Genomic DNA, 20358 nt, shown 5'->3' with positions numbered 1-20358 from the left:
CTAACTTATCAACAACACATTATTGATAAATAAAGTTAAAACCCATAAAATCATTTCGATAATCAATTTATCTTTAGAGTAAATCTTACGATTCTTCAGATGAAAAGTCAAGCGTTTAACTCAGTCAATTAGTTTCAACAATTAGCAGAAGAAATCAATAAAATGCAACAAGCATTTGCAGAAGGAAACATTAGTTCTTTAGATTTGTACCTAATGGAAGAGGAGGATGTATTGCAATACCTAAAAATTTGCAAAAGTACATTATACAATTACAGAAAGAAAAACCTTTTAAAAGCCTACAATTATTTTGGTCGAAACGTCTACTTAAGACACGAAGTTTACCAAGCAATAATCAATCAATTACTCAAATAAATCAAGAGGCTTTTAAGCCTCTTTTTATTTATAATAAATTTAATAATACTCAATAAGATCATCATTAAAGATAACAATTAACAACCAATTCTTTTTTTGAATCCTTTTTTAGACAAAAAAAGAGACAGAAGATTTAACCAAAAAGAAAAACTTCCCCGTTTGAAAGAGGTCAGGAGAGTGTAAATCAAATGTAAAACAAAACCACTACAACCACACAAACACCGAACAAACACCGAAGCGCTGCGGTACTTATCAACAGAACAACCACAGCACAACCACAGAAATATACAGACGAATACAAATAAGTACATTTCATTCCAAAGCATTGCAAATCATTCCAAATGTTTCCATTTGTATGCAATAATTGAATTAATACGGATATCCATTACGAACTTCACCATAGAAATTAAAAATCAAGTAAAACATTTAAAACCAAAAAGTATGGGTAAAGTTATTGACAGTATCATTTCAGGTACATCCGGTCGTACAGGTCGAATAGTAGTCGCAAATGTCAACGGTTACGAAATATCACGCATTCGTCCTAAAAAATTATCAAAAGCACCAACTCCAAAACAAGCATTAATCAAAGAACGTTTCAACAAATCAGTCTTATTTCTTGCGAGTTACAAAGAATATGCAAAAGCATTTTTCGGAACAAAAGTAGGATTACGTTCCACATACAATTCTGCAATGAGCAATGTCATGAATGCATTAGTCTGTGATATGGATAATTTACAAATACTACCTAATTATCATCAAATTCAATTTTCAAAAGGAAAAGGAATAGATCTACAACCCTTAGCCATCAGTTCTCCAACTCCGTTAACAATTCAGATCGATTGGGAAAACAACTCCATGGGCTCTAATGGCGAAACAGATTACATGGTGGCATTACTTGCAGAAGACAACGACCTTAATGTAGGAACCCAGTTTTTTCAAACCAATGCAATCCGTGTAGACTTAACATATCAACTAAGTTTATTACCAAGATATCAAGGTAAAGAATTACATATATGGATTGCCTTTGTCAATCCAGAAAACCTATTTGCATCTAATTCTGTTTACGTAGGAAAAATCATAGTAAACTAACATTGACTATGATTCAGAAAAGAGAGAAAAAACCGTTTATATCATAACAAATCACATAAGTTGATGTCCAAGATACAAACGGTTTTTCTTTTTTTATCAAAAGAAAAAACTTCACCAAAGACACAAAAAAAAATCCCTCTCGAGAGGGCATAGAAGAGTGTAAACCCTAACTTATCAAGCTAAATTCATTTCAGCTTCACATTATTTTCTAATCAAATTCCAAATCAAAAAATTGGCATTAAATCGATGACGTTAAGAAAATGATTGAAGAGCAGCGTTAAAAAGATTTTAGCTCGTAGAGTTTTTAAAATCTTTAGCGAAGCGAAAACCATTTTTAGTCCAATCGATTTACAGCCAAGTCTTTTTTGGTTACTTTTTTTGACTGTTCCCCGAAGGGCATATGAATACCAATTAATTAAAATAGATATTCAATGAATAAAAAAAGTAACAGAAGGTTGTTAACTAAATAAAAACAACCAACCCCCAACCTTCACCTTAATCTCAATCTTTTTTGTATTTTTGAAGTTAAAGTTTAATGATTAGTTAGAAATGAGAAAATTCACTTTACTAATCTGCTTATGTTTGGTTCAATTAGCTTTTGCACAACGTAAAGGATATTGGCAACAAAAGGTAGATTATAAAATAGATGTTGATATGAAAGAAAAATCATATCAATACGATGGAAAAATGCAATTGAAATACACCAACAATTCAGGTCAAAGCCTGAATAAAGTTTATTTTCATTTATATTTTAATGCTTTTCAACCAGGAAGTATGATGGATAATCGTTTACAAAACATTTCAGATCCTGATAAAAGAATGGCAACAAATATCGGAACAAAAGAAAATCCTAAATATGTTAGCCGTATTTCTGAATTAAAACCAGATCAAATTGGTTATCAAAAAGTAACATCTCTTAAACAAGATGGTAAAGCCGTTTCATATAAAGTAGACGGAACAATCTTAGAAGTTACATTAGCAAAACCAATTGCAGAAGGACAAACTTCTACTTTCGATATGGTTTGGAATGCACAAGTTCCCGAACAAATTCGTCGTTCTGGACGTAATTCGAAAGATGGTGTAGAATTTTCTATGGCACAATGGTATCCTAAAATGGCAGAATTCGATCCAGAAGGATGGCATTTAGATGAATACATTGGTCGCGAATTTTTTGCGCCTTTTGGTAATTTTGATGTCACAATTAACATCGATAAAGATTATGTAATCGGAGCTTCAGGAGAATTACAAGACCCTAATAGTGTAAAAGGTTATGTAAAAAATCCAACAATCAAAACAAAGAATGGAAAAGTAGCTTGGAATTTCAAAGCTGAAAATATTCACGATTTTGTTTGGGCTGCAGACAAAGAATTTATTGTAGAACATGCAAAATCAAAGCATGGTGTTGAGGTATATTTAGTTTACCAAGACAATGATAAATCTTCTGCATGGAAACAAGCAATGCCTTACGCATTAGGTTTCTTCGATTATAATTCTGAACACTTTGGCGAATATCCTTGGAAAACATATTCAATCATTCAAGGTGGTGACGGTGGTATGGAATATGGTACTGCAACTTTAATTGCTGGAGGAAGTAATTTAAATAGCTTAATCGGAACTATTTTCCACGAAGCAGCTCACTCTTGGTATCAACAATTATTTGGTATCAATGAAACATACAACGAATGGTTCGACGAAGGTTTTACATCATATGTAGAGCAAATGGCGCACCTTAATGTTGTAGATAAATTAAAAGTAATGCCTTCTAATCCAAATCCAGATGCCTACAAAGGATATATTAATTTAGCACTTTCTGGTAAAGAAGAACCTGCAAGTTTATTAGCAGACTATTATAATACAAACTATGCATACTCTTTAGAAGCATATTACAAAGGTCAAGTTTTAGCAATTCAATTAGGATATATTATTGGAAATGATAATTTAAACAAAACATTCCTAGAATTCTATAAACAATGGAAATTCAAACATCCATCAGGGAATGATTTCAAACGTGTAGCAGAAGAAGTTTCTGGAATTAATCTTAAATGGTACTTCAATTTATTCTTGAACACAACACGCAAAATTGATTACGCTGTAGAAGCTGTAAACGGAAACACAATCACAATTGCAAACAAATCAGATTTTGCAATGCCTATCGATTTGTTGGTAGAATATACAGATGGCTCAAAAGAATTATTCTACATTCCTTTACGTGAAATGCGTGGAGAAAAACCAGCAGAAAACTTAGTAGAATACCAAGGTGCAAAAAGAATTATTTTAGAAGATTGGTTCTGGACAAAACCTACCTATGATGTTAAAGTTTCGAAAGAAGTTAAACAAGTTACCATCGATCCAACAAAACGTTTGGCAGATGTAAACGATAAAAATAACGTATTTACAAAATAATGTTATTAGCAGTAAATATTGGAAATACTAATCTTCGTTTCGCAGTTTTCAAAAGTGAAACGGAGATTATTACATGGACAATCAATTCAAAACCTTACCGTACCGAATACGAGTTTTTTGCAAAATTCTCGAACATGTACGAGCCTTTCGGAATTTCGAAAAATGATATTACAGATATTGTGATAGGTTCGGTTGTACCACCACTTACAGCAAGCGTTAAGATTGCATTACAAAAGATTCACAAGTTCAAACCAATGGTTGTAGATCGTAATACGCCATCAGCAATCAAGCATAAGTCAAACCAAATGGGAACAGATTTATATGCGAATGCCGTAGCTGCACATTATCAAAATTATCAAGGCAAAAAAATTGTCATTGATTTTGGAACTGCGTTAACTTTTTTAGGGATTGACGAATCGGCAAATGTCGGTGGAGTAGTGATTGCTCCTGGAATTATAACTGCCTTAAATTCATTGGTAGGAGAAACGGCTCAATTACCAACAGTAGAACTGAAAGCGCCTAAAACTGTTTTAGGATCGGATACAGAATCTTGCATGCAATCAGGAATGGTTTATGGCTTTTTGAGTATGGTCGAAGGAATGATTGATCGTATCAATGCCGAAGAAGGAGAACAATGTTATGTGATTTCGACAGGAGGAGTTGGCGGTGTTTACAAATCGTTGACAGATAAAATTGATATTGATGATCGTTTACACACAATAAAAGGTCTTAAAATATTATACGAATTGAATAAAGATTCGTTTCAGAAATAATTTATTTTTGATAAATATGATTAAAAAGCTCGCTAATTGCGAGCTTTTTTCGTTCTATATCAAATCATTTCTAAAAAATGTTTAATTTTCTGTAACCTTTTTACAAACCTTGAGTCTATTAAGTAAGAAAGCAATTAACACACGTGAAATTATTTGTACTAAATCGAAAAAGTAAAGAAGAAATTTTAGTCGAACGACTAAAAAAGAACGATGCTTTGGCGCAAAAAGAACTCTACGAACAAAACTCCAAAAAGATGCTGAGCGTTTGTAGAAGTTACATCGAAGACATGCATTATGCAGAAGATTGTATGATTAACGGTTTTTGTAAAGTCTTTAATCATATCGAGAAATTTCAAAATAAAGGAAGTTTCGAAGGTTGGATGCGTCGAATTATGGTCAACGAATGTTTAACTTTTTTACGTGCAAATAAAACATTGATTTATGTTGATGATGTAAGAGTTTCTAATTATGATGAAGCAGATGAAGAAGTAGAAGAAACATGGTTAAATTTTAATGTGCAAGACGTGTTAGATCAACTTTCAGAACCTTATAGACTGGTGTTTAATCTTCATATTCTCGAAGATTATTCGCATCAAGAAATTGCAGAAATGCTCAATATTTCGGTATCGACCAGCAAAACGCAATTGTTTCGAGCAAAGGCAAAACTGAAAGAAATTGTTCTAAGTAAAAAGAAAATGACAAATGAAAAACAACGATAAAATATCAAACTATATAAAAAACGATTTAGAAAATCGTGAGCTAAAACCTTCGCACGATGCGTGGGACAGAATTCAGGCTCGTATGGATGTCGCTCCATTACCACAAAAATCAAACTACAAATGGTGGTTGTCTGCTGCGGTTGTGGCGTTATTTACGGTTTCTACATCAATTTATTTATTCTCGAATCAATCGAAAGATGATCAACCAAAAGAATTTGTAAATCATCAGGAACAAAATAATCCGCAACAAATTCAATCAGACTCTAATACAGTTCATTCTTCAGAATCGATTTTAGCGAATAATGAAAAGATTGATTCCTCTAAAAAAGAAGTTGAAATTCAGACACAAGAAGAGAAGAAACCAATTCAACATGGTAAAGTTCAAGTGGCAATAAACGAAGAATCTCAACAAGTTGAAATGGCTTTTCCAACGAAGAAAGAAGCTATTGTAGAGAAGAAAGAAGATTTAAAATCAGAAGCTCAACCAAAGAAAAATATTGCAGCTAACACAACATTAGATTCTGTAAAAGTGAACAAAAAGAATAAGAATTTTGTAGATCCAAATATGTTGTTGTATTCGATCGAAAATAAAGAAAATCTAAAGGAGTCAAACCAATCGCGCGTGGTTTCTATCGGCTTCAAATAAAACATTAATATCCCTAAATTAGCAAGATTATGATAAAAAAACTTATCGTAGCAGGATTATTATGCTTATCAGCTACATCACTATATGCTCAAAAATTTACATTTGATTTGAATGATAAAAATGAAGAAAAAATCAGTCCAATTGTAAAAGATCGCATCAGCGAATTTACGTTAGTGATTCGTCAAATTGTTCAGGAAGAAAAATCTGCAATGGAAAAGAAAATTGCGGCAGTTGACAAAGAATTAACAGAAGGAAAACTGAATGCTTCTGAGGCTACAGCGAAGAAAGAAGCGATTGCGAGCGTGTATTCGGGAACGATAAATGATCGTATTCAGGAGGTAAATTTCAATTTAGATGATATCATCAAACAACAAGTTGCATTTTCGATTATGAACGGCGAAGATCCAATTACGCCAAAAACGAAACAAGATGTGACGAAACGTTACCGAATTGCGAATCAAATTAATGGTTATGCTTCTTTTGGATACATGGCGTTTACAGGAAAAAAAGATGAGGAATTGAACAAACACGAGAAGTTTTCGAGCAACATTACAGTAGGTTTAATGTACGAAAGACAATTATCGTTAACAAGTCCTGTTAACTTTTTGGCAGGAGGATTATTTTCGTGGAGAACGTATCGCATCGACGATGATATGCGCTTTAATCGTGATGAAAATGGAAATGTTGGCTTGGTAAAAAGTGATAAATCGTTAGATAAATCGAAATTGCGTTCGGCCTATTTTATGGTTCCGGTTGGATTTAAATACAACTTTTCGAAAGTCAAAAATATTACCGAAGATTTTGCATATCGTCCGCAAGGAAAACACTATATCGCAGCGTATATGTATGGAGGAACGTTGTTATCATCGAATAATATTTACAAAGGAGATGGTGTTCGCAACAAAGAACGTGGAAATTATAATGTGAATAATTTTATCTACGGAGCTGAAATAACAATTGGTTTAGGATTGATTGATGTTTTTGTGAGAAAGGATTTGAACAATTATTTTAAAGATAATACATTCGATAATCGTAAAATGATTCAGTTTGGCATAAATCTTGGATTATAACAATTATCTCAATCATAGTTTTAGTATTGAAATTTTATAACATAACATTTTTAAAATATAATGAACCTCAGATTTATCTGAGGTTTTTTATTTGTAGAAAAATTTTCTAAATCTGTTCAAAAAAATTGTAAATTAGTACAAATCCAAACAGATGGTAAAATCTAAACTTAGTTGGCAAACACTTCTTCTCGTCATCATTTTTCTATTATTAATGATGGTTAACTTTACGTTTGTCAAAGCTTTTTGGTTTGGAGGAAATTTTTGGATAGACGAACCTTTTTTGCGCATTGGCGTTTTCATGATTTCTTTGCTTGCGTCGATGTCAATTTTATATGATTTAACGTTTAATTTGACCTTATTTACGTTAAAAGAAGAAACGTTCGAAATCAGAACAATTTTCAAAAGAGATGAAATTCCATATCGAGCAATTTATTATTTGTACGAAGAAGAAGATATTTTTCGCTTGAATCGCAATCAAATTCTAACTATTCAAACCAAAAAATCAAAGTTCAGATTACGCAGTTTTTTTGATTCAAATTATGATCAAGTAAAAACTAAACTAACCGAAAAAGCAGAACAATACGTTAATTTATTGGCTTAATGGGTATCGAAAAATCAACTATAAAAGCTGATGTTGCGATAAGATGGACAATATTAATTGTGTTGTCTATATTTTGTATTGTAAAAATTATTAGAGAAAGAAAAGAATTATCTCAAAGAACTTATTATTTAAGTACAGCTCCAAAAATAGATAAACAAGAAGATAACTCTCTTTATCAAATATATTATTACTGGAGGGATCCTGTATACAAATACGATTCAACATTTTTAAAAGTGAATTATAATAAAACAGATGCAGTTTATTATGCTGAATTAATTCAAAAACTGCAAAAAAATAATATTGAAAAATCTGGAGTAAAATTCAAACTAAATAATAAAAATACTTTTTCTGACATTACGAATATGTTTCAAATACTTGAGAATGTAAATCAAAGAATATTTATCTTCAATTTTGAAGATGATTATTTATATGTTCTAAAATCCAATTCAGATTCTGATAAAATCAAAATGATAGAAACCCAATTATAAATTAAAAAACGTCGCTCATAGAGCGACGTTTTAATTATTACTATTATTTTTTAAGTAAATCAAAATGTTTTGTATTAGGACTAAAATTGCAAGCGACGTAAAAAACATAAAGCCAACATAAATGGCAACTTGTTTGTCTTGACCAATTTTTATGAAGATAAAATAAGCCAAAAGCGTTCCCATGATTTGCATCAAAACGGCGCGCCAAGCAATTTTTTTTACAACAGTAGCATCTTTGGTTCTAAATCCAGCAATTCCTTGATAAATTGTCGGAAATATCAACATAATAAATGCGATTATTTTTAGAGGTGTTTCCATTTATACTTTTATTTCTTTCTGCATTTGTTCTACAACTTCGTAAGTCGCAGGACAAATTAGCGTGTTTTTTATGGTAAGATGATTAATTTGATAAAACTTTTTGCGATCTGTATGTGGATATTCACGGCAAGCTTTCGGGCGATCTTCGTAAACCAAACAATAATTTTCACTATCCAAAAACGGACAAGGAACTTGCTGCAAAACGTAGTCGTTATCTTCATCAATTCGTAAATATTTATCAATAAATTGACTTGGTTTGATTCGAAAAACATGCGCTAAACGCTCAATATCTTTTTGTGTAAAAAGTGGACCAGTTGTTTTGCAACAATTCGCGCAAGAAAGACAATCAATACGATTGAAAACATCTTCGTGAATTTCTTCCATTTTCTGATCCAAGTTTTTAGGCGGTTTCTTCTTCAACTTCTCCAAAAACTTTTTGTGTTCGCGTTGTTTTTCTTTTGCTTTCGCAAAATATTCTTCTAAGAAATGATCTCCCATTTTTCTATCTCTCCTTCTTTTACTTCAAAAATCTCCGCGCAATCAACCATTTTAAGGTTTTCAAATTGTTTGAATCGCTCAGGATCTCTTTGTTCTAACTTCTTTAATAAATGGTTGAATTCATATTGCATTTGACCTGTTGTAACCTCAATTTTAATCTTTGTAAAATCAGAATCAATTTTATTTCGGTCAAAATTATATCCTCGTCTTGTGGCTTCGTCCCAAACTTCTGCTAAATATTGATTAATCGCTTCAAGCGGTTTTTCAATTGCTTTGAAACGAGTTAATTGCGGATGATTTTTATAACCTTTTGTATTGCCTTCCAAAACATTTTTTGCCAAAAGCGTTTCGCGCCAAAGTGCTACAATTCCTTTTGCATCGAGATATTGCGGATGAACAGACCAAATTCGCATGGATAAAATATTTAATCTAATTTAGATAACACTTTATAAACTCCATGATGCTCAATATCTCTAACTTTTGCAACGTAAGAAATATTATCATTTTCGAAATTCGTTAATTCTAAAATCATTTTTTCTCCTATTGGAAAAGGAAAATTTTTATCTGTAACTTCAATAATTTCTAAAGTAATAACACACGGATTTACTTTATTGTAATCAATCTTAGATTTAATATATTCAGATTTATTTTCTGATGTAAATTCTGTGTGATATTTCTTATCAAATACTATTTTAGAATATTGATTATCTGAAATTTTATCAATTACAATTATATTCTTAAAATCATCACAAGTTTTTGCTATTTGTGCTTGACAATAATTTATCATTACAAATACTATTATGAATAAGTTTGATTTTAAAAAGTTCATTTTTATTTCTCTTTTTTGATCTCTTCTACATTTTTTACACCACGTAATCTGCAAAACTCTTCGATAACATTGTGATGAGAAACCGTTTTATCTTTAAAATAATTGACAAAATATTTCTTTTCTTCTTCAGTTGCTTCTAACTGATTCAAGATATTCATTAAGTGCATTTTCATGTGACCTTTCTGAATTCCAGTTGTAACCAAAGAACGTAATGCACCAAAGTTTTGCGCTAAACCAGCAACAGCAACAAATCCCATCAATTCTTTAGCATTCGGTTTCCCAAGAATTCCCATTGCTAATTTTACTAACGGATGCAAAGCTGTCAATCCACCAATTGTACCAAGCGCAGTTGGTAAATCAATCCAAAAACGGAAAATTCCATCTTTCACTTCGCAATGCGTTAATGAAGAATACTGTCCATCTTTCGCCGCATATGTATGCGCACAAGCTTCTACAGCACGGAAATCGTTACCTGTTGCAATCACAACCGCATCAATTCCGTTCATAATTCCTTTGTTGTGTGTTGTTGCACGATATGGTTCTATTTCTGCAATGCGAACAGCGCGCGAAAACTTTTCTACAAACTCTTCTGAGGTTACATTTCCTTCGGCTAATTGCTCTACTGGACAAGAAACTTCTGCACGAACAATACAATCTGGCGTATAATTCGATAAAATACACATCACGATTTGAACAGAATCTTTTTCATCATCTGTAAAAGTAGAATCAGCTTCTATCTCGTTGCGTAATGTTTTGGCAAATTGCTCTAAACAAGAATTGATAAAGTTTGCACCCATCGAATCCATTGTTTCGAAAGACGCTTTTATTTGATAATAGTTTTCTAAATCAGCAGTTTTATCAATTAATTCCAAAGCTAAAATACCACCACCACGCGCACGCATGTTTTTTGTGATATCATTTGTCGTTTCGATTAATTGATTTTTAATCGTTGTTTCAAATGCATTTTGCAACTTTTCTTTGTCACCTTCGTACATAAAATGAACGTGACCTAATTTTGTTGTGGATAAAATAGTTGTTTTGAAACCACCACGTGTTTGCCAAAATTTCGCCGCTTTAGAAGCCGCAGCAACAACAGACGACTCTTCAACTGCCATTGGAATAGCGTATAATTCGTCGTTGATTAAAAAGTTTGGCGCTAAACCAAACGGCATATAGAAATTAGAAACTGTATTTTCAGAAAATTCGTCGTGCAGTTTTTGTAAATCTGCATCATCATTCCAATATTGTTTCAATACTTTGATGGCAGATTCATCCCCATTCAAATATTCATTGACAACCCATTCAATTTTTCCTTCTTTCGATAATTTCGAAAAACCTTCTACTGCTTGATGCTTCATATTGGATATTTTTTTATAACACAAAAGTACAAACGTTTTGAATGTTATAAGATACTTCTTCTGTTTTTTGATTAATTTTTAACGATTTAGTAGAGTAGTTGATTTGGTAAAACACAATAAATGTAGAATTAGTTATTGTATTGTCTTTTTTTGATTAAAAAATATTATTATCGGAAATTCTAAAGTACAAAAAACAGCTTCTATTTTACAAAAAGCTGTTATGGGTTTATTTTCTTACTCAAATAAAAAATATAATTATCAGATTCTAATGTCAGCATTCGATCCTTTATTGTATATTTATACAAATCATTGCCTATTTTAATTATATTATCATCATAATCGTATTTCACTGAATGCTTATGAACGTTATCAATATTAGGAGATCCAAGTACATTGCGAATAAAAGTTTCAGATTGTGTTAAAACATAATTTATTTTAAAATCAAAAATAAAATAGTTTTCATCTTTTTTGAAATTAATTTGATAAGAATCTTTACCTATTTTATCTGTTTTTGTAATAAGAGTATAAGTCCCAATAAATTGTCTACTAAATTCTTCTATCTTTTTATTTTCTTTATCTATTATATCTTTTTTTAGAGCTAACTCTTTTTTTTCTTGTTCCTCTCTTTCTTCTTTTTCTTTTCTTATAGCTAACCTCTTCTTTTCTTCTAACAAATAAGTGTCATGCTTAGAGTGTATGAGATAACCGAAAGTAAGATCTTTTAAATCTTCTCCACCTTTTGGATCTTCTATTATCTGTGAATTATAAATACTTGCATCATAAAACCATTCAATTAATTCCTTTTTACGAACATCTATGTTTAACTCTTTTGCTTCATCTTGTGTAATACTATCAAAAGAATATTTATTTCCGACCTCAATTGCAGTTTCATTTATATCGTTTTTATCAAAAAAATCAGTAGCCACACCAAATTCGTTTGTTTTAATAAGTACTTCTGAAGATCCAAATGGCAAAAGATAGTTTCCTAATAAAGCACCTTTTTTATTGAATTTTAATTTTATAGGTAGTTTTTTATCTTTTATAAAAATTAAATTACCCGTTTGGATGTTATTTGTGAAGTTCTCTGTTAATTCTTGGTTAAAAGTATTATGTAAATTACCATTCTCGTATGATTGAATAGTGTTTTTATAAGACCACAAACCATTTCTCTTACCTTTTGAATATGTTTTGGTAACTCTTTTAGTTACTTTATCAAAGTTACCTCCATAATATTTATTGTAAAAAATGACATCCCAAGTCCATACTCCATCTTTTAAGCCATTTAAATAATTACCTTTTATAATTGTTTTATCTTGACCAGATGTAAAGGTGTAACTATAGCTTCCATGATTTATATTTTGTAATGTATTTAAATCTTGATAATAATTATAAATCAAAGATTCGTTTCCATTCACAACTTTATGAGTTTTTAAATTAGATTGTCCAATAACAAGAGAATTACATATAACTATGTAAAAAAATATTATTTTTAGTTTAATAGATTGATCAATTATTGATTTATTTTTCATTATTAAATATTTATCAACTCTTTGTAAGAAAAAAAATTATAGATTTTGTATTTCAAAATTTCCAGTACTCTTATAAGATTGTGCTTGTTTATTAAAGCCTAAATTTTCAATTGCTTTTTGAATATCTTGAGCGTTCGGTGTAGGTATTGTAGCAGAAACTACATTAAATTCATAATTCTTTGGCATGTTGCCATATTTTCCTTTTGCTTTTAATTTATAGTTAGCCATATGTAATTTTTATTTATATTATAATGTAAATATACTTATCATTTTTAAAATTAAATTACGTGTAACCGTAATTGATAGAATGGATTAAACTATATATTTGTAACAAATTTATCCTAATGAAAAAAACACCATTAATATTAAATACAAATATTGATTTACTTACTATAATTAATAAAATTTCTCCTTCTGAATTAGATATAAAAAATGAAATTAATGATTTGATTAAATCTTATCCTAATCTTTCAAAAGAACAACTATCAGAAAAATTCACAAAAAAAGTAATTACTCACTATACTAGTGTTGGGATAGGAACTGCATTACCAAGTGTTATTCCTGGAGTAGGTACTATAGGACAAATAACTATAGAAGGAACGACAATGTTAGGAGATTTATTAATGATGCTCAGGTACATGGTAAAGATATGTTATGGTATAGGAATTTTAAATGATAAAGATATGAATGAAGGATTTAATCAAGAATTTATTCAGATTTTAGGTATTTGGAGTGGAGTAATAATTTCTAGCAAGATTGCTGTTGAGAAATTAGGAACGAAGGTTGTTATTACTCAATTTAATAAAAATGTTTCAGGGAAAATTTTTCAAAAAATAAATAAAAAAGTAGGTACTACAATTATTACTAAATGGGGTACTAAAAGAGGAGGGATTGCTGTAGGTAAATTAATTCCATTTGGCGTAGGAGCTTTAGTTAGCGGAGGGTTTAATTATTATACAATGAAAGGATTTACAAAAGCTGCACTTCAATATTATTCAACATCTGATTTTAAAAAATATTATATAATTGAGTAGGTAGAAAAACTACTATTTATTATTAATGTAATTATCTAACGATATATTTTAAGCTAAACATTTATATTTAAAAACTATTGTTTTTGAGTTAAATGTAGATATTTCAATCAGACAAAATTATTTTTCCTTCATATTGATTTAGTTCGAAATTAAATCCAAATTTTCATAAATATATTCAAGGTTTACTCGTGTTTTCTTCGACCGTTCTTCGACCATTGTCCTCGCAAAGGTGCATTTTTCCGCAAGTTCGTCGAAGGACGGTCGAACAAAGGTCGAACGATGGTCGAACAAGAGTAAAATGAGCTATTTTTCGATATGATGTGAAACATAGATATACAGAGGTTTGTATAGGAGTTTCAATTAACTAAAACATATTGTTGATAAAAATACTGGAGGACAGAAGTGGACAAATATGGACAAAACCGGACATTTGTGGTCACTTTTTGTGAAAAATGTAATTTGTATTGTTTAAATGATTATATTACAAATATTTGATTATTTTAAATTGTTTTGATTGAATTAATAATATTCTTGATAAAAATGATGAAATACGATTATCTGTAAATTGTTTAAAATATAAAATAGTGAAGAGTTTTTCGTTTATATGAACGATTATAATGGATTATTCGAGGAAATGTGTTATTTGAGAAAATAGAATTGTTTATATTTGATTGTTTGAACTCACATGATTAGAAAATTAATATGAAAAAATTTATTTTAAGTTTGGCTATCCTTGCGATGGGTGCTTATTCTTATGCACAACAAATAACCATTGAAGGGATATATGGCGGTAAATACCGAGAAAACTCATTATATGGTGTAAATTCATTGAATGATGGAGAAAATTATACAATTCTTACAAAAGACGGATTGGTAAAACGTTCGTATGAATCGACATTGAAAAAAGGTCAGACTTCTGATGTAGTTGTCGTTCCTGGAAAGTTTGAAGGTTATGAATTTAGTTCTGATGAGCGTTACGTTTTATTGCAAACTAATTCGCACCAAATTTATCGCCATTCGTTTACAGCAAAGTTTGAAGTGTATGATACACAAACAAAATCGAAAGTATTGTTATTTGATGGAAAAGGAATTCAAGAGCCTTTGTTTTCGCCAGATGCTTCTAAGGTAGCTTTTGCTTTTGAGAATAATTTATACATTCAAGACTTAAAATCGAACAAGGTAATTCAAGTTACAACGGATGGTAAAAAGAATAATATTATCAACGGGATCAACGATTGGGTTTATGAAGAAGAGTTTGGTTTCGTAAGAAATTTTGATTGGAATGCTGATGGAACGTCTTTGGCTTATGTTCGTTTTGACGAATCGAAAGTCAAAGAAATTAATATTCCGATTTACCACAATAATCTTTATCCACAAGAATTACGTTACAAATATCCAAAAGCAGGACAAGACAATTCGGAAGTTACGTTACATGTTTTTGATACGAAGAATAACTCAACTGCAAATGTTAATTTAGGCGGAGTTCAGAATTATTACATTCCGAAAATTAAGTTCTCTTCAAAAGCGAATTTATTAACGGTTGTAACGTCTAACCGTCATCAAAATAATGTAGATGTTTCGTTTTATGATATCAACACGAAAAAAGTAAATAAATTATTTACTGAAACAAATAAAGCGTGGATAGAAACGGATAATTTAACATTAGAATTTTTAGCAGATAATTCGTTCTTATGGACTTCTGAGCGCGATGGAAATAACCATATTTACCATTATGCAGATAGCGGAAAGCTAATTAACCAAGTGACGAAAGGAGATTGGGAGGTAACGAATTACTATGGGTATAATCCTGGTAATAAAACACTTTATTATCAATCAAACTCAAATAATGGAAAACGTATTTCGACAGAAAGACAAATTTCTTCGGTTAGTTTAGATGGTAAGAAAACAACAATGTTGACGAAAAATAATGGAACAAATTCGGCTGCTTTCAGTAAGAATTTTACGTATTTCATTAATACTTTTTCGAATACAACAACTCCAAAAACAATTAGTTTGGTTGAATCTAAATCTGGAAAAGATTTGGGTGTTATCGTTGACAATACTTCTTTAAAAGATAAATTGACTACAGATAATATTGGAACAAAAGAATTATTTGTGTTGAAAACGACAGCAGGAAACGAATTAAATGCTTACGTAATCAAACCAAAAAACTTTGATCCAACCAAAAAATATCCAGTTTTGATGTATCAATATTCTGGACCAGGTTCTCAGAATGTAAATAATGCGTATTTCAACTCAAATGATTATTGGCACATGATGTTGGCACAAGAAGGTTATATCGTTTTCTGTGTTGACGGTCGTGGAACGGGATACAAAGGAGAAGATTTCAAGAAGCAAACGTATTTACAATTAGGAAAATATGAGGTAGAAGATCAAATTGCTGCGGCAAAAGAAATTGGTAAATTACCTTATGTGGACAAATCTCGTATCGGAATTTGGGGTTGGTCTTATGGAGGATTCATGGCTTCGAATGTATTATTCAAAGGAAATGATGTGTTCAAAGCGGCGATTGCTGTTGCTCCTGTAACAAACTGGCGTTATTATGATTCTGTTTATACAGAGCGTTTTATGCGTACACCAGAAGAAAATGCATCTGGTTATGATGACAATTCACCAATTAATTATGCAAACGAGTTGAAAGGTAATTTCTTATTAATTTCTGGTTCTGCTGATGATAATGTGCATCCACAAAACACATTCGAATTATCAGAAGCTTTGGTACAAGCGAACAAAGATTTTGATATGGCCATTTATACAGATAAAGATCACGGGATTTATGGTGGAAACACGCGTATTCAGCTTTACCGTAAAATGACAAACTTTATCAAGAAGAATTTGTAAGAAAAAAGCTGTATTTATTAGAATACGCCAATGAATAAGATGAAACATTATTCAAATTGACAAAAATCATACATTAAATAAAAAAAACCTCTGCATTGTCGGAGGTTTTTTTTACTTTCGTTGATTGCTAATAAAATCTAAAGGATATATTAGTGCATAGTTAAAAAATCATGAGTCAAAAATTAACGTTGGATCAAATACAAAACTTTGAAGGAAAATATCCCAAACAGCTTTGGTATTTGTTTACGATAGAAATGTGGGAACGTTTTTGTTTCTACGGTATGAGAGGTGTTTTAGCAATTTTTATGACAGACCAACTAGGTCTTTTAGAAAAAGATGCTAATTTGAAATATGGCGCAATACAAGCATTTATTTATGCATTTACATTTATTGGAGGTATTTTCGCTGATAAAATATTAGGTTTCAAAAAGTCTTTAGTTTTTGGAGGTCTTTTTATGGTCATCGGAAATTTAATCATTGCCTATGATCCTCATACAATGTTTTATGTAGGAATTACCTGCACCATTATAGGAACAGGTTTTTTTAAACCCAATATATCATCAATGGTAGGTGAATTGTATAAAGAAGGAGATGTAAGACGTGATGCAGGTTATGGAATGTTTTATGCCGGAATAAATATAGGAGGTCTTTTAGGAGGTGCTTTGTGTGTTTATTTGGGAAAATATTACTCTTGGAGTTTATGTTTCTTAGCAGCAGCAATTGTAATGGTGATTGGTTTGATAACTTATTTTGCTACTAAAAAAAGTTTAGAACCTATAGGAAACACTCCATTAGAAAAAGATAGTATACAAAAAAGGACTTTTAAAGAAACAGCTGTTTACGTTGGTGCAATAGTTATATTACCTTTAATATATTTCTTAATTCATAGAAGTGATTTAACCGATTATTTTATGTACGGAATTGGTATTGCTGCGCTTTTGTATTTAGGATTCGAGATATTAAAATTAAATAATAGTTATAAGAAAAAAGTTTTAGCAGCTTTTATTTTTATTGTTATGTATTTGATTTTTAATGTTATTTATGAACAAAGTGGAGGTTCTTTATCTCTTTTCGCAAAAGATAACTTAGTACATAATTTACTATTCTTCGAAATTGATCCAAATATTATTAATAATAGTGCTAATTCATTTTTTATAATCATAGTAAGTCCATTAGCAGGATTGTTATGGATATGGTTAGCTAAAAAGAAAATAGAACCTAATACAATTATTAAATTCGGAATAGGGTTTTTATTCTTATCATTAGGATTCTTTTTATTTTATTCTTTACGATTCTTTGTAAACGATACAGGACAATCATCTCTTAATTTATTCACTTTTACTTGGCTAGTAATTACTCTAGGAGAGTTATGTTTAGGTCCAATCGGTATGTCAATTATTACGAAGCTATCTCCTCAAAAACTATTTGGAATGATGATGGGGATGTGGTTTTTAGCAAGTGCTTTTGGTCAGTTTTTTGCAGGGAAAATTGGAGCAGAAATGTCTGAAGCAAATACAGGAGGAACTTTAATGTCAAAATTGATTGCCTATACTGATGGCTACAAAGATTTGGGAATATACGCTTTAATTGCAGGTGTATTATTAATCGCTTTATCCCCATTAATTCGCAAATTAATGCAAGACGTAAAATAACTTTTAAGAAATACTTTTAACAAACAAACATGAGTTCAAAATCAGAAAATTTCTTTGATTCAAAAGTATTAGGACACCCGTCGGGATTGTTCGTGCTTTTCTTTACAGAGATGTGGGAGCGTTTTTCATTCTACGGAATGCGCGTTTTATTAATTCAGTTTTTAACAGCTGCAGTTATTGGGTTAAATCCAGGTTGGGAATGGTCTATAGAAAAAGCAACTGCTTTATATGGAACATATGCAATGTTATTATACATTACGCCCATCTTTGGAGGTATTATTGCCGATAAATACATAGGTTATCGTTGGGCAGTTGTAATTGGTGCGATTATTATGACTCTTGGTCATGCATTCATGGCTTTTGATACACCTATCTTTTTATATTTAGGATTGGCGTGTTTGGTTATCGGAACAGGATTCTTTAAACCAAATATGACATCTATCTTATCAGAAATGTACAAAGACTTTCCTGAGAAAAAGGATGGTGCTTATACAATTTTCTACATGGGAGTTAACGCTGGTGCATTCTTCGGAATGATGTTATGTGGATTCTTAGCAGAAAAAGTAGGATGGCACTGGGGATTCGGTTTAGCTGGAATCTTCATGTTATTAGGAACATTACAGTTCTGGTTAGCAAAACCATTATTTGGGCATATTGGTGAAGTTCCTTCAAAAACAGGAAATCAAATTACTGCTGATGATGATACACCAAAATACGAACCAGGAGAAAAACCAAATCCTTTTACAGTATTAGATCAAGTATTGATCGTTATTATGACGCTTTTAGGATTAGGATATGCGTTCAATGATCCGTTAAATGCAATTGGTGGAATTAACTTATTCCCATTCTCTATCGGAGGATTATCAGGACAAAATGTCGTTATTTTAGTAGCATTATTCTTGTTCTTCTTTGTGGTAATTCGTCGTTTGGCAAATTATACAAAAGTGGTTCGTGATCGTATGATTGCGGTAATTATTTTTGCTTTCTTCGTTATCTTCTTCTGGATGTCTTTCGAACAAGGAGCTACATCATTAGTAATCTTTGCGCGTGATAATACAGAACGTAACTTAATTGGAGGTGCTGCAATGGCATTCAACGTTTTCAATACATTATTAACAGTTGTTCCATTATTGTTCATCTCGTATGTATTGATTTTATTAGCAAAACAAACATTTAAAAAAGCGGCTTTATCTAATGTTGTTTTAGCGTTTACTTTCTTAGGAATTTGGGCTGCTGCAATTTGGATGTTAAACTATAACTGGACTTCTCACTCTTACGATGTTTCTTACCAAGCAATTGAAACGGCTAAATTAGACGACTCTGGTAAACAAGTGATGAACGAAGAAGGTCAACCTGTTTTTGATAAAACACCAGTTACGGCTTCTTATGTTGCAAATTCTACAGATAAAATTGTTACTGAAACAATTAATTTAGCTTCTCAAGACGCTTTAACAAAAGGTTCAGATATTAGCATTCACAAAGAAGGAGATAAATTTGTATTAGTTTCTCCAGAAAGTTTAGTGAAATTAGATACTGAATATAAAAATCAAAACAAACCATCTGAAGTTGTTCCTGCGAAAGTAGCAGAGATTAAAGATTCTCAAGTAGAAATTACCGTTTCTTGGTTCTCTACATTAAACTCTTTCTTCATCATTGCATTAGCTTCATTAGTTTCTCGTGTTTGGGATTCTAAATACAACCCATCAGCTTCTGTAAAATATGGTTTAGGATTAATCATTATGGCAATCGGATTCGGATTCTTAGCTTTCGGTTCTTACGGAATTTCAGAAGGCGTTCGCGTTTCTATCATCTGGTTAGTATTAGCTTATTTGTTCCATACATTGGGCGAGCTCTGTTTATCTCCAGTTGGACTTTCGTACGTATCAAAATTAGTTCCAGCACGTATGATTGCATTTATGTTCGGAATGTGGTACCTTGCAATTGCAATTGGTAACAAATTGGCAGCCATTTTAGGAGGTCAAATCGAAAATATTACAAAAGAATATTCGTTATCAACTTTCTTCTTAATTTTTACAATTGTACCAATTGTAGCAGGTTTAATCGTTATCGCATTAAATCCAGTTATGAAGAAATTGATGCACGGAGTTAAATAATAA

The 20358-nt window shown here is 31.1% G+C and carries 20 protein-coding genes; 13 read left to right on the top strand and 7 right to left on the bottom strand.

Annotated elements, in window-relative coordinates; genetic code table 11:
* Nucleotides 1-162: 162 nt before the first annotated feature.
* The 9 genes from B2X73_RS00435 to B2X73_RS00395 all read left to right on the top strand — a co-directional run bounded on the left by B2X73_RS00435 (nt 163) and on the right by B2X73_RS00395 (nt 8161).
* Entirely contained in the window at nt 163-372 is a 210-nt protein-coding gene (locus B2X73_RS00435) for a helix-turn-helix domain-containing protein (protein WP_219034519.1), read from the top strand.
* Nucleotides 373-813: 441 nt separating this feature from the next.
* Complete coding sequence (locus B2X73_RS00430; RefSeq protein WP_219034520.1) at nt 814-1461, top strand: DUF6266 family protein; 648 nt, start codon at nt 814-816, stop codon at nt 1459-1461.
* A 549-nt stretch (nt 1462-2010) separates the two neighbouring features.
* Nucleotides 2011-3864 (top strand): M1 family metallopeptidase, encoded by a 1854-nt coding sequence (locus B2X73_RS00425; protein WP_219034521.1) that lies wholly within the window; start codon nt 2011-2013, stop codon nt 3862-3864.
* On the top strand, nt 3864-4637 hold the full coding sequence (locus B2X73_RS00420; RefSeq protein ID WP_291095446.1) for a type III pantothenate kinase: 774 nt from the start codon (nt 3864-3866) through the stop codon (nt 4635-4637). The genes B2X73_RS00425 and B2X73_RS00420 overlap by 1 nt, the downstream gene beginning before the upstream one ends.
* Nucleotides 4638-4780: 143 nt before the next feature.
* A complete protein-coding gene (locus tag B2X73_RS00415; RefSeq protein ID WP_221854706.1) occupies nt 4781-5356 on the top strand; it encodes an RNA polymerase sigma factor in 576 nt (191 codons plus the stop codon).
* Nucleotides 5340-6002 (top strand): hypothetical protein, encoded by a 663-nt coding sequence (locus B2X73_RS00410; RefSeq protein ID WP_291095444.1) that lies wholly within the window; start codon nt 5340-5342, stop codon nt 6000-6002. Before B2X73_RS00415 ends, B2X73_RS00410 begins: the two co-directional genes overlap by 17 nt.
* 29 nt (nt 6003-6031) lie before the next feature.
* Nucleotides 6032-7072: a PorT family protein gene (locus B2X73_RS00405; RefSeq protein ID WP_291095442.1), complete on the top strand. Its 1041-nt coding sequence runs from the start codon at nt 6032-6034 to the stop codon at nt 7070-7072.
* Nucleotides 7073-7223: 151 nt separating this feature from the next.
* Nucleotides 7224-7673: a hypothetical protein gene (locus B2X73_RS00400; RefSeq protein ID WP_221854703.1), complete on the top strand. Its 450-nt coding sequence runs from the start codon at nt 7224-7226 to the stop codon at nt 7671-7673.
* Complete coding sequence (locus tag B2X73_RS00395) at nt 7673-8161, top strand: hypothetical protein (protein ID WP_221854702.1); 489 nt, start codon at nt 7673-7675, stop codon at nt 8159-8161. Before B2X73_RS00400 ends, B2X73_RS00395 begins: the two co-directional genes overlap by 1 nt.
* A gap of 30 nt (nt 8162-8191) precedes the next feature.
* Here B2X73_RS00395 and B2X73_RS00390 read toward each other — a convergent pair whose 3' ends face one another.
* The 7 genes from B2X73_RS00390 to B2X73_RS00360 form a co-directional block, all read right to left on the bottom strand.
* The gene (locus B2X73_RS00390; RefSeq protein ID WP_125348911.1) at nt 8192-8479 is read right to left on the bottom strand and encodes a hypothetical protein; all 288 of its coding nucleotides are present in this window, start codon (nt 8477-8479) and stop codon (nt 8192-8194) included.
* Nucleotides 8480-8977, bottom strand: coding sequence for a YkgJ family cysteine cluster protein (locus B2X73_RS00385; RefSeq protein WP_171623750.1), 498 nt, complete (start codon nt 8975-8977; stop codon nt 8480-8482).
* Nucleotides 8959-9390: a pyrimidine dimer DNA glycosylase/endonuclease V gene (locus B2X73_RS00380; RefSeq protein ID WP_291095440.1), complete on the bottom strand. Its 432-nt coding sequence runs from the start codon at nt 9388-9390 to the stop codon at nt 8959-8961. Before B2X73_RS00380 ends, B2X73_RS00385 begins: the two co-directional genes overlap by 19 nt.
* A gap of 11 nt (nt 9391-9401) precedes the next feature.
* Nucleotides 9402-9764, bottom strand: a complete 363-nt coding sequence (locus B2X73_RS00375) for a hypothetical protein (protein WP_286494965.1) — start codon at nt 9762-9764, stop codon at nt 9402-9404.
* A 44-nt stretch (nt 9765-9808) separates the two neighbouring features.
* Nucleotides 9809-11164 (bottom strand): hydroxymethylglutaryl-CoA reductase, degradative, encoded by a 1356-nt coding sequence (locus tag B2X73_RS00370; RefSeq protein ID WP_291095439.1) that lies wholly within the window; start codon nt 11162-11164, stop codon nt 9809-9811.
* A 218-nt stretch (nt 11165-11382) separates the two neighbouring features.
* Complete coding sequence (locus B2X73_RS00365; protein ID WP_291095438.1) at nt 11383-12693, bottom strand: hypothetical protein; 1311 nt, start codon at nt 12691-12693, stop codon at nt 11383-11385.
* 36 nt (nt 12694-12729) lie between these two features.
* The gene (locus B2X73_RS00360; RefSeq protein ID WP_291095436.1) at nt 12730-12921 is read right to left on the bottom strand and encodes a hypothetical protein; all 192 of its coding nucleotides are present in this window, start codon (nt 12919-12921) and stop codon (nt 12730-12732) included.
* 116 nt (nt 12922-13037) lie between these two features.
* On the opposite strand from B2X73_RS00360, the gene B2X73_RS00355 reads away from it, so the two are divergent.
* The 4 genes from B2X73_RS00355 (at nt 13038) to B2X73_RS00340 (ending at nt 20355) form a co-directional block, all read left to right on the top strand.
* Entirely contained in the window at nt 13038-13727 is a 690-nt protein-coding gene (locus tag B2X73_RS00355) for a hypothetical protein (RefSeq protein ID WP_291095434.1), read from the top strand.
* 702 nt (nt 13728-14429) lie between these two features.
* On the top strand, nt 14430-16589 hold the full coding sequence (locus B2X73_RS00350; RefSeq protein WP_291095432.1) for a S9 family peptidase: 2160 nt from the start codon (nt 14430-14432) through the stop codon (nt 16587-16589).
* A gap of 170 nt (nt 16590-16759) precedes the next feature.
* Nucleotides 16760-18241, top strand: a complete 1482-nt coding sequence (locus tag B2X73_RS00345) for a peptide MFS transporter (RefSeq protein ID WP_291059789.1) — start codon at nt 16760-16762, stop codon at nt 18239-18241.
* Between the two features lie 29 nt (nt 18242-18270).
* A complete protein-coding gene (locus tag B2X73_RS00340; protein ID WP_219034010.1) occupies nt 18271-20355 on the top strand; it encodes a peptide MFS transporter in 2085 nt (694 codons plus the stop codon).
* Nucleotides 20356-20358 lie beyond the last annotated feature (3 nt).

This window comes from Empedobacter sp. UBA7252 (genome assembly GCF_002472765.1).
GTDB classification, from domain to species: domain Bacteria; phylum Bacteroidota; class Bacteroidia; order Flavobacteriales; family Weeksellaceae; genus Empedobacter; species Empedobacter falsenii_B.
This window is presented reverse-complemented; position numbering and strand designations above follow the sequence as displayed.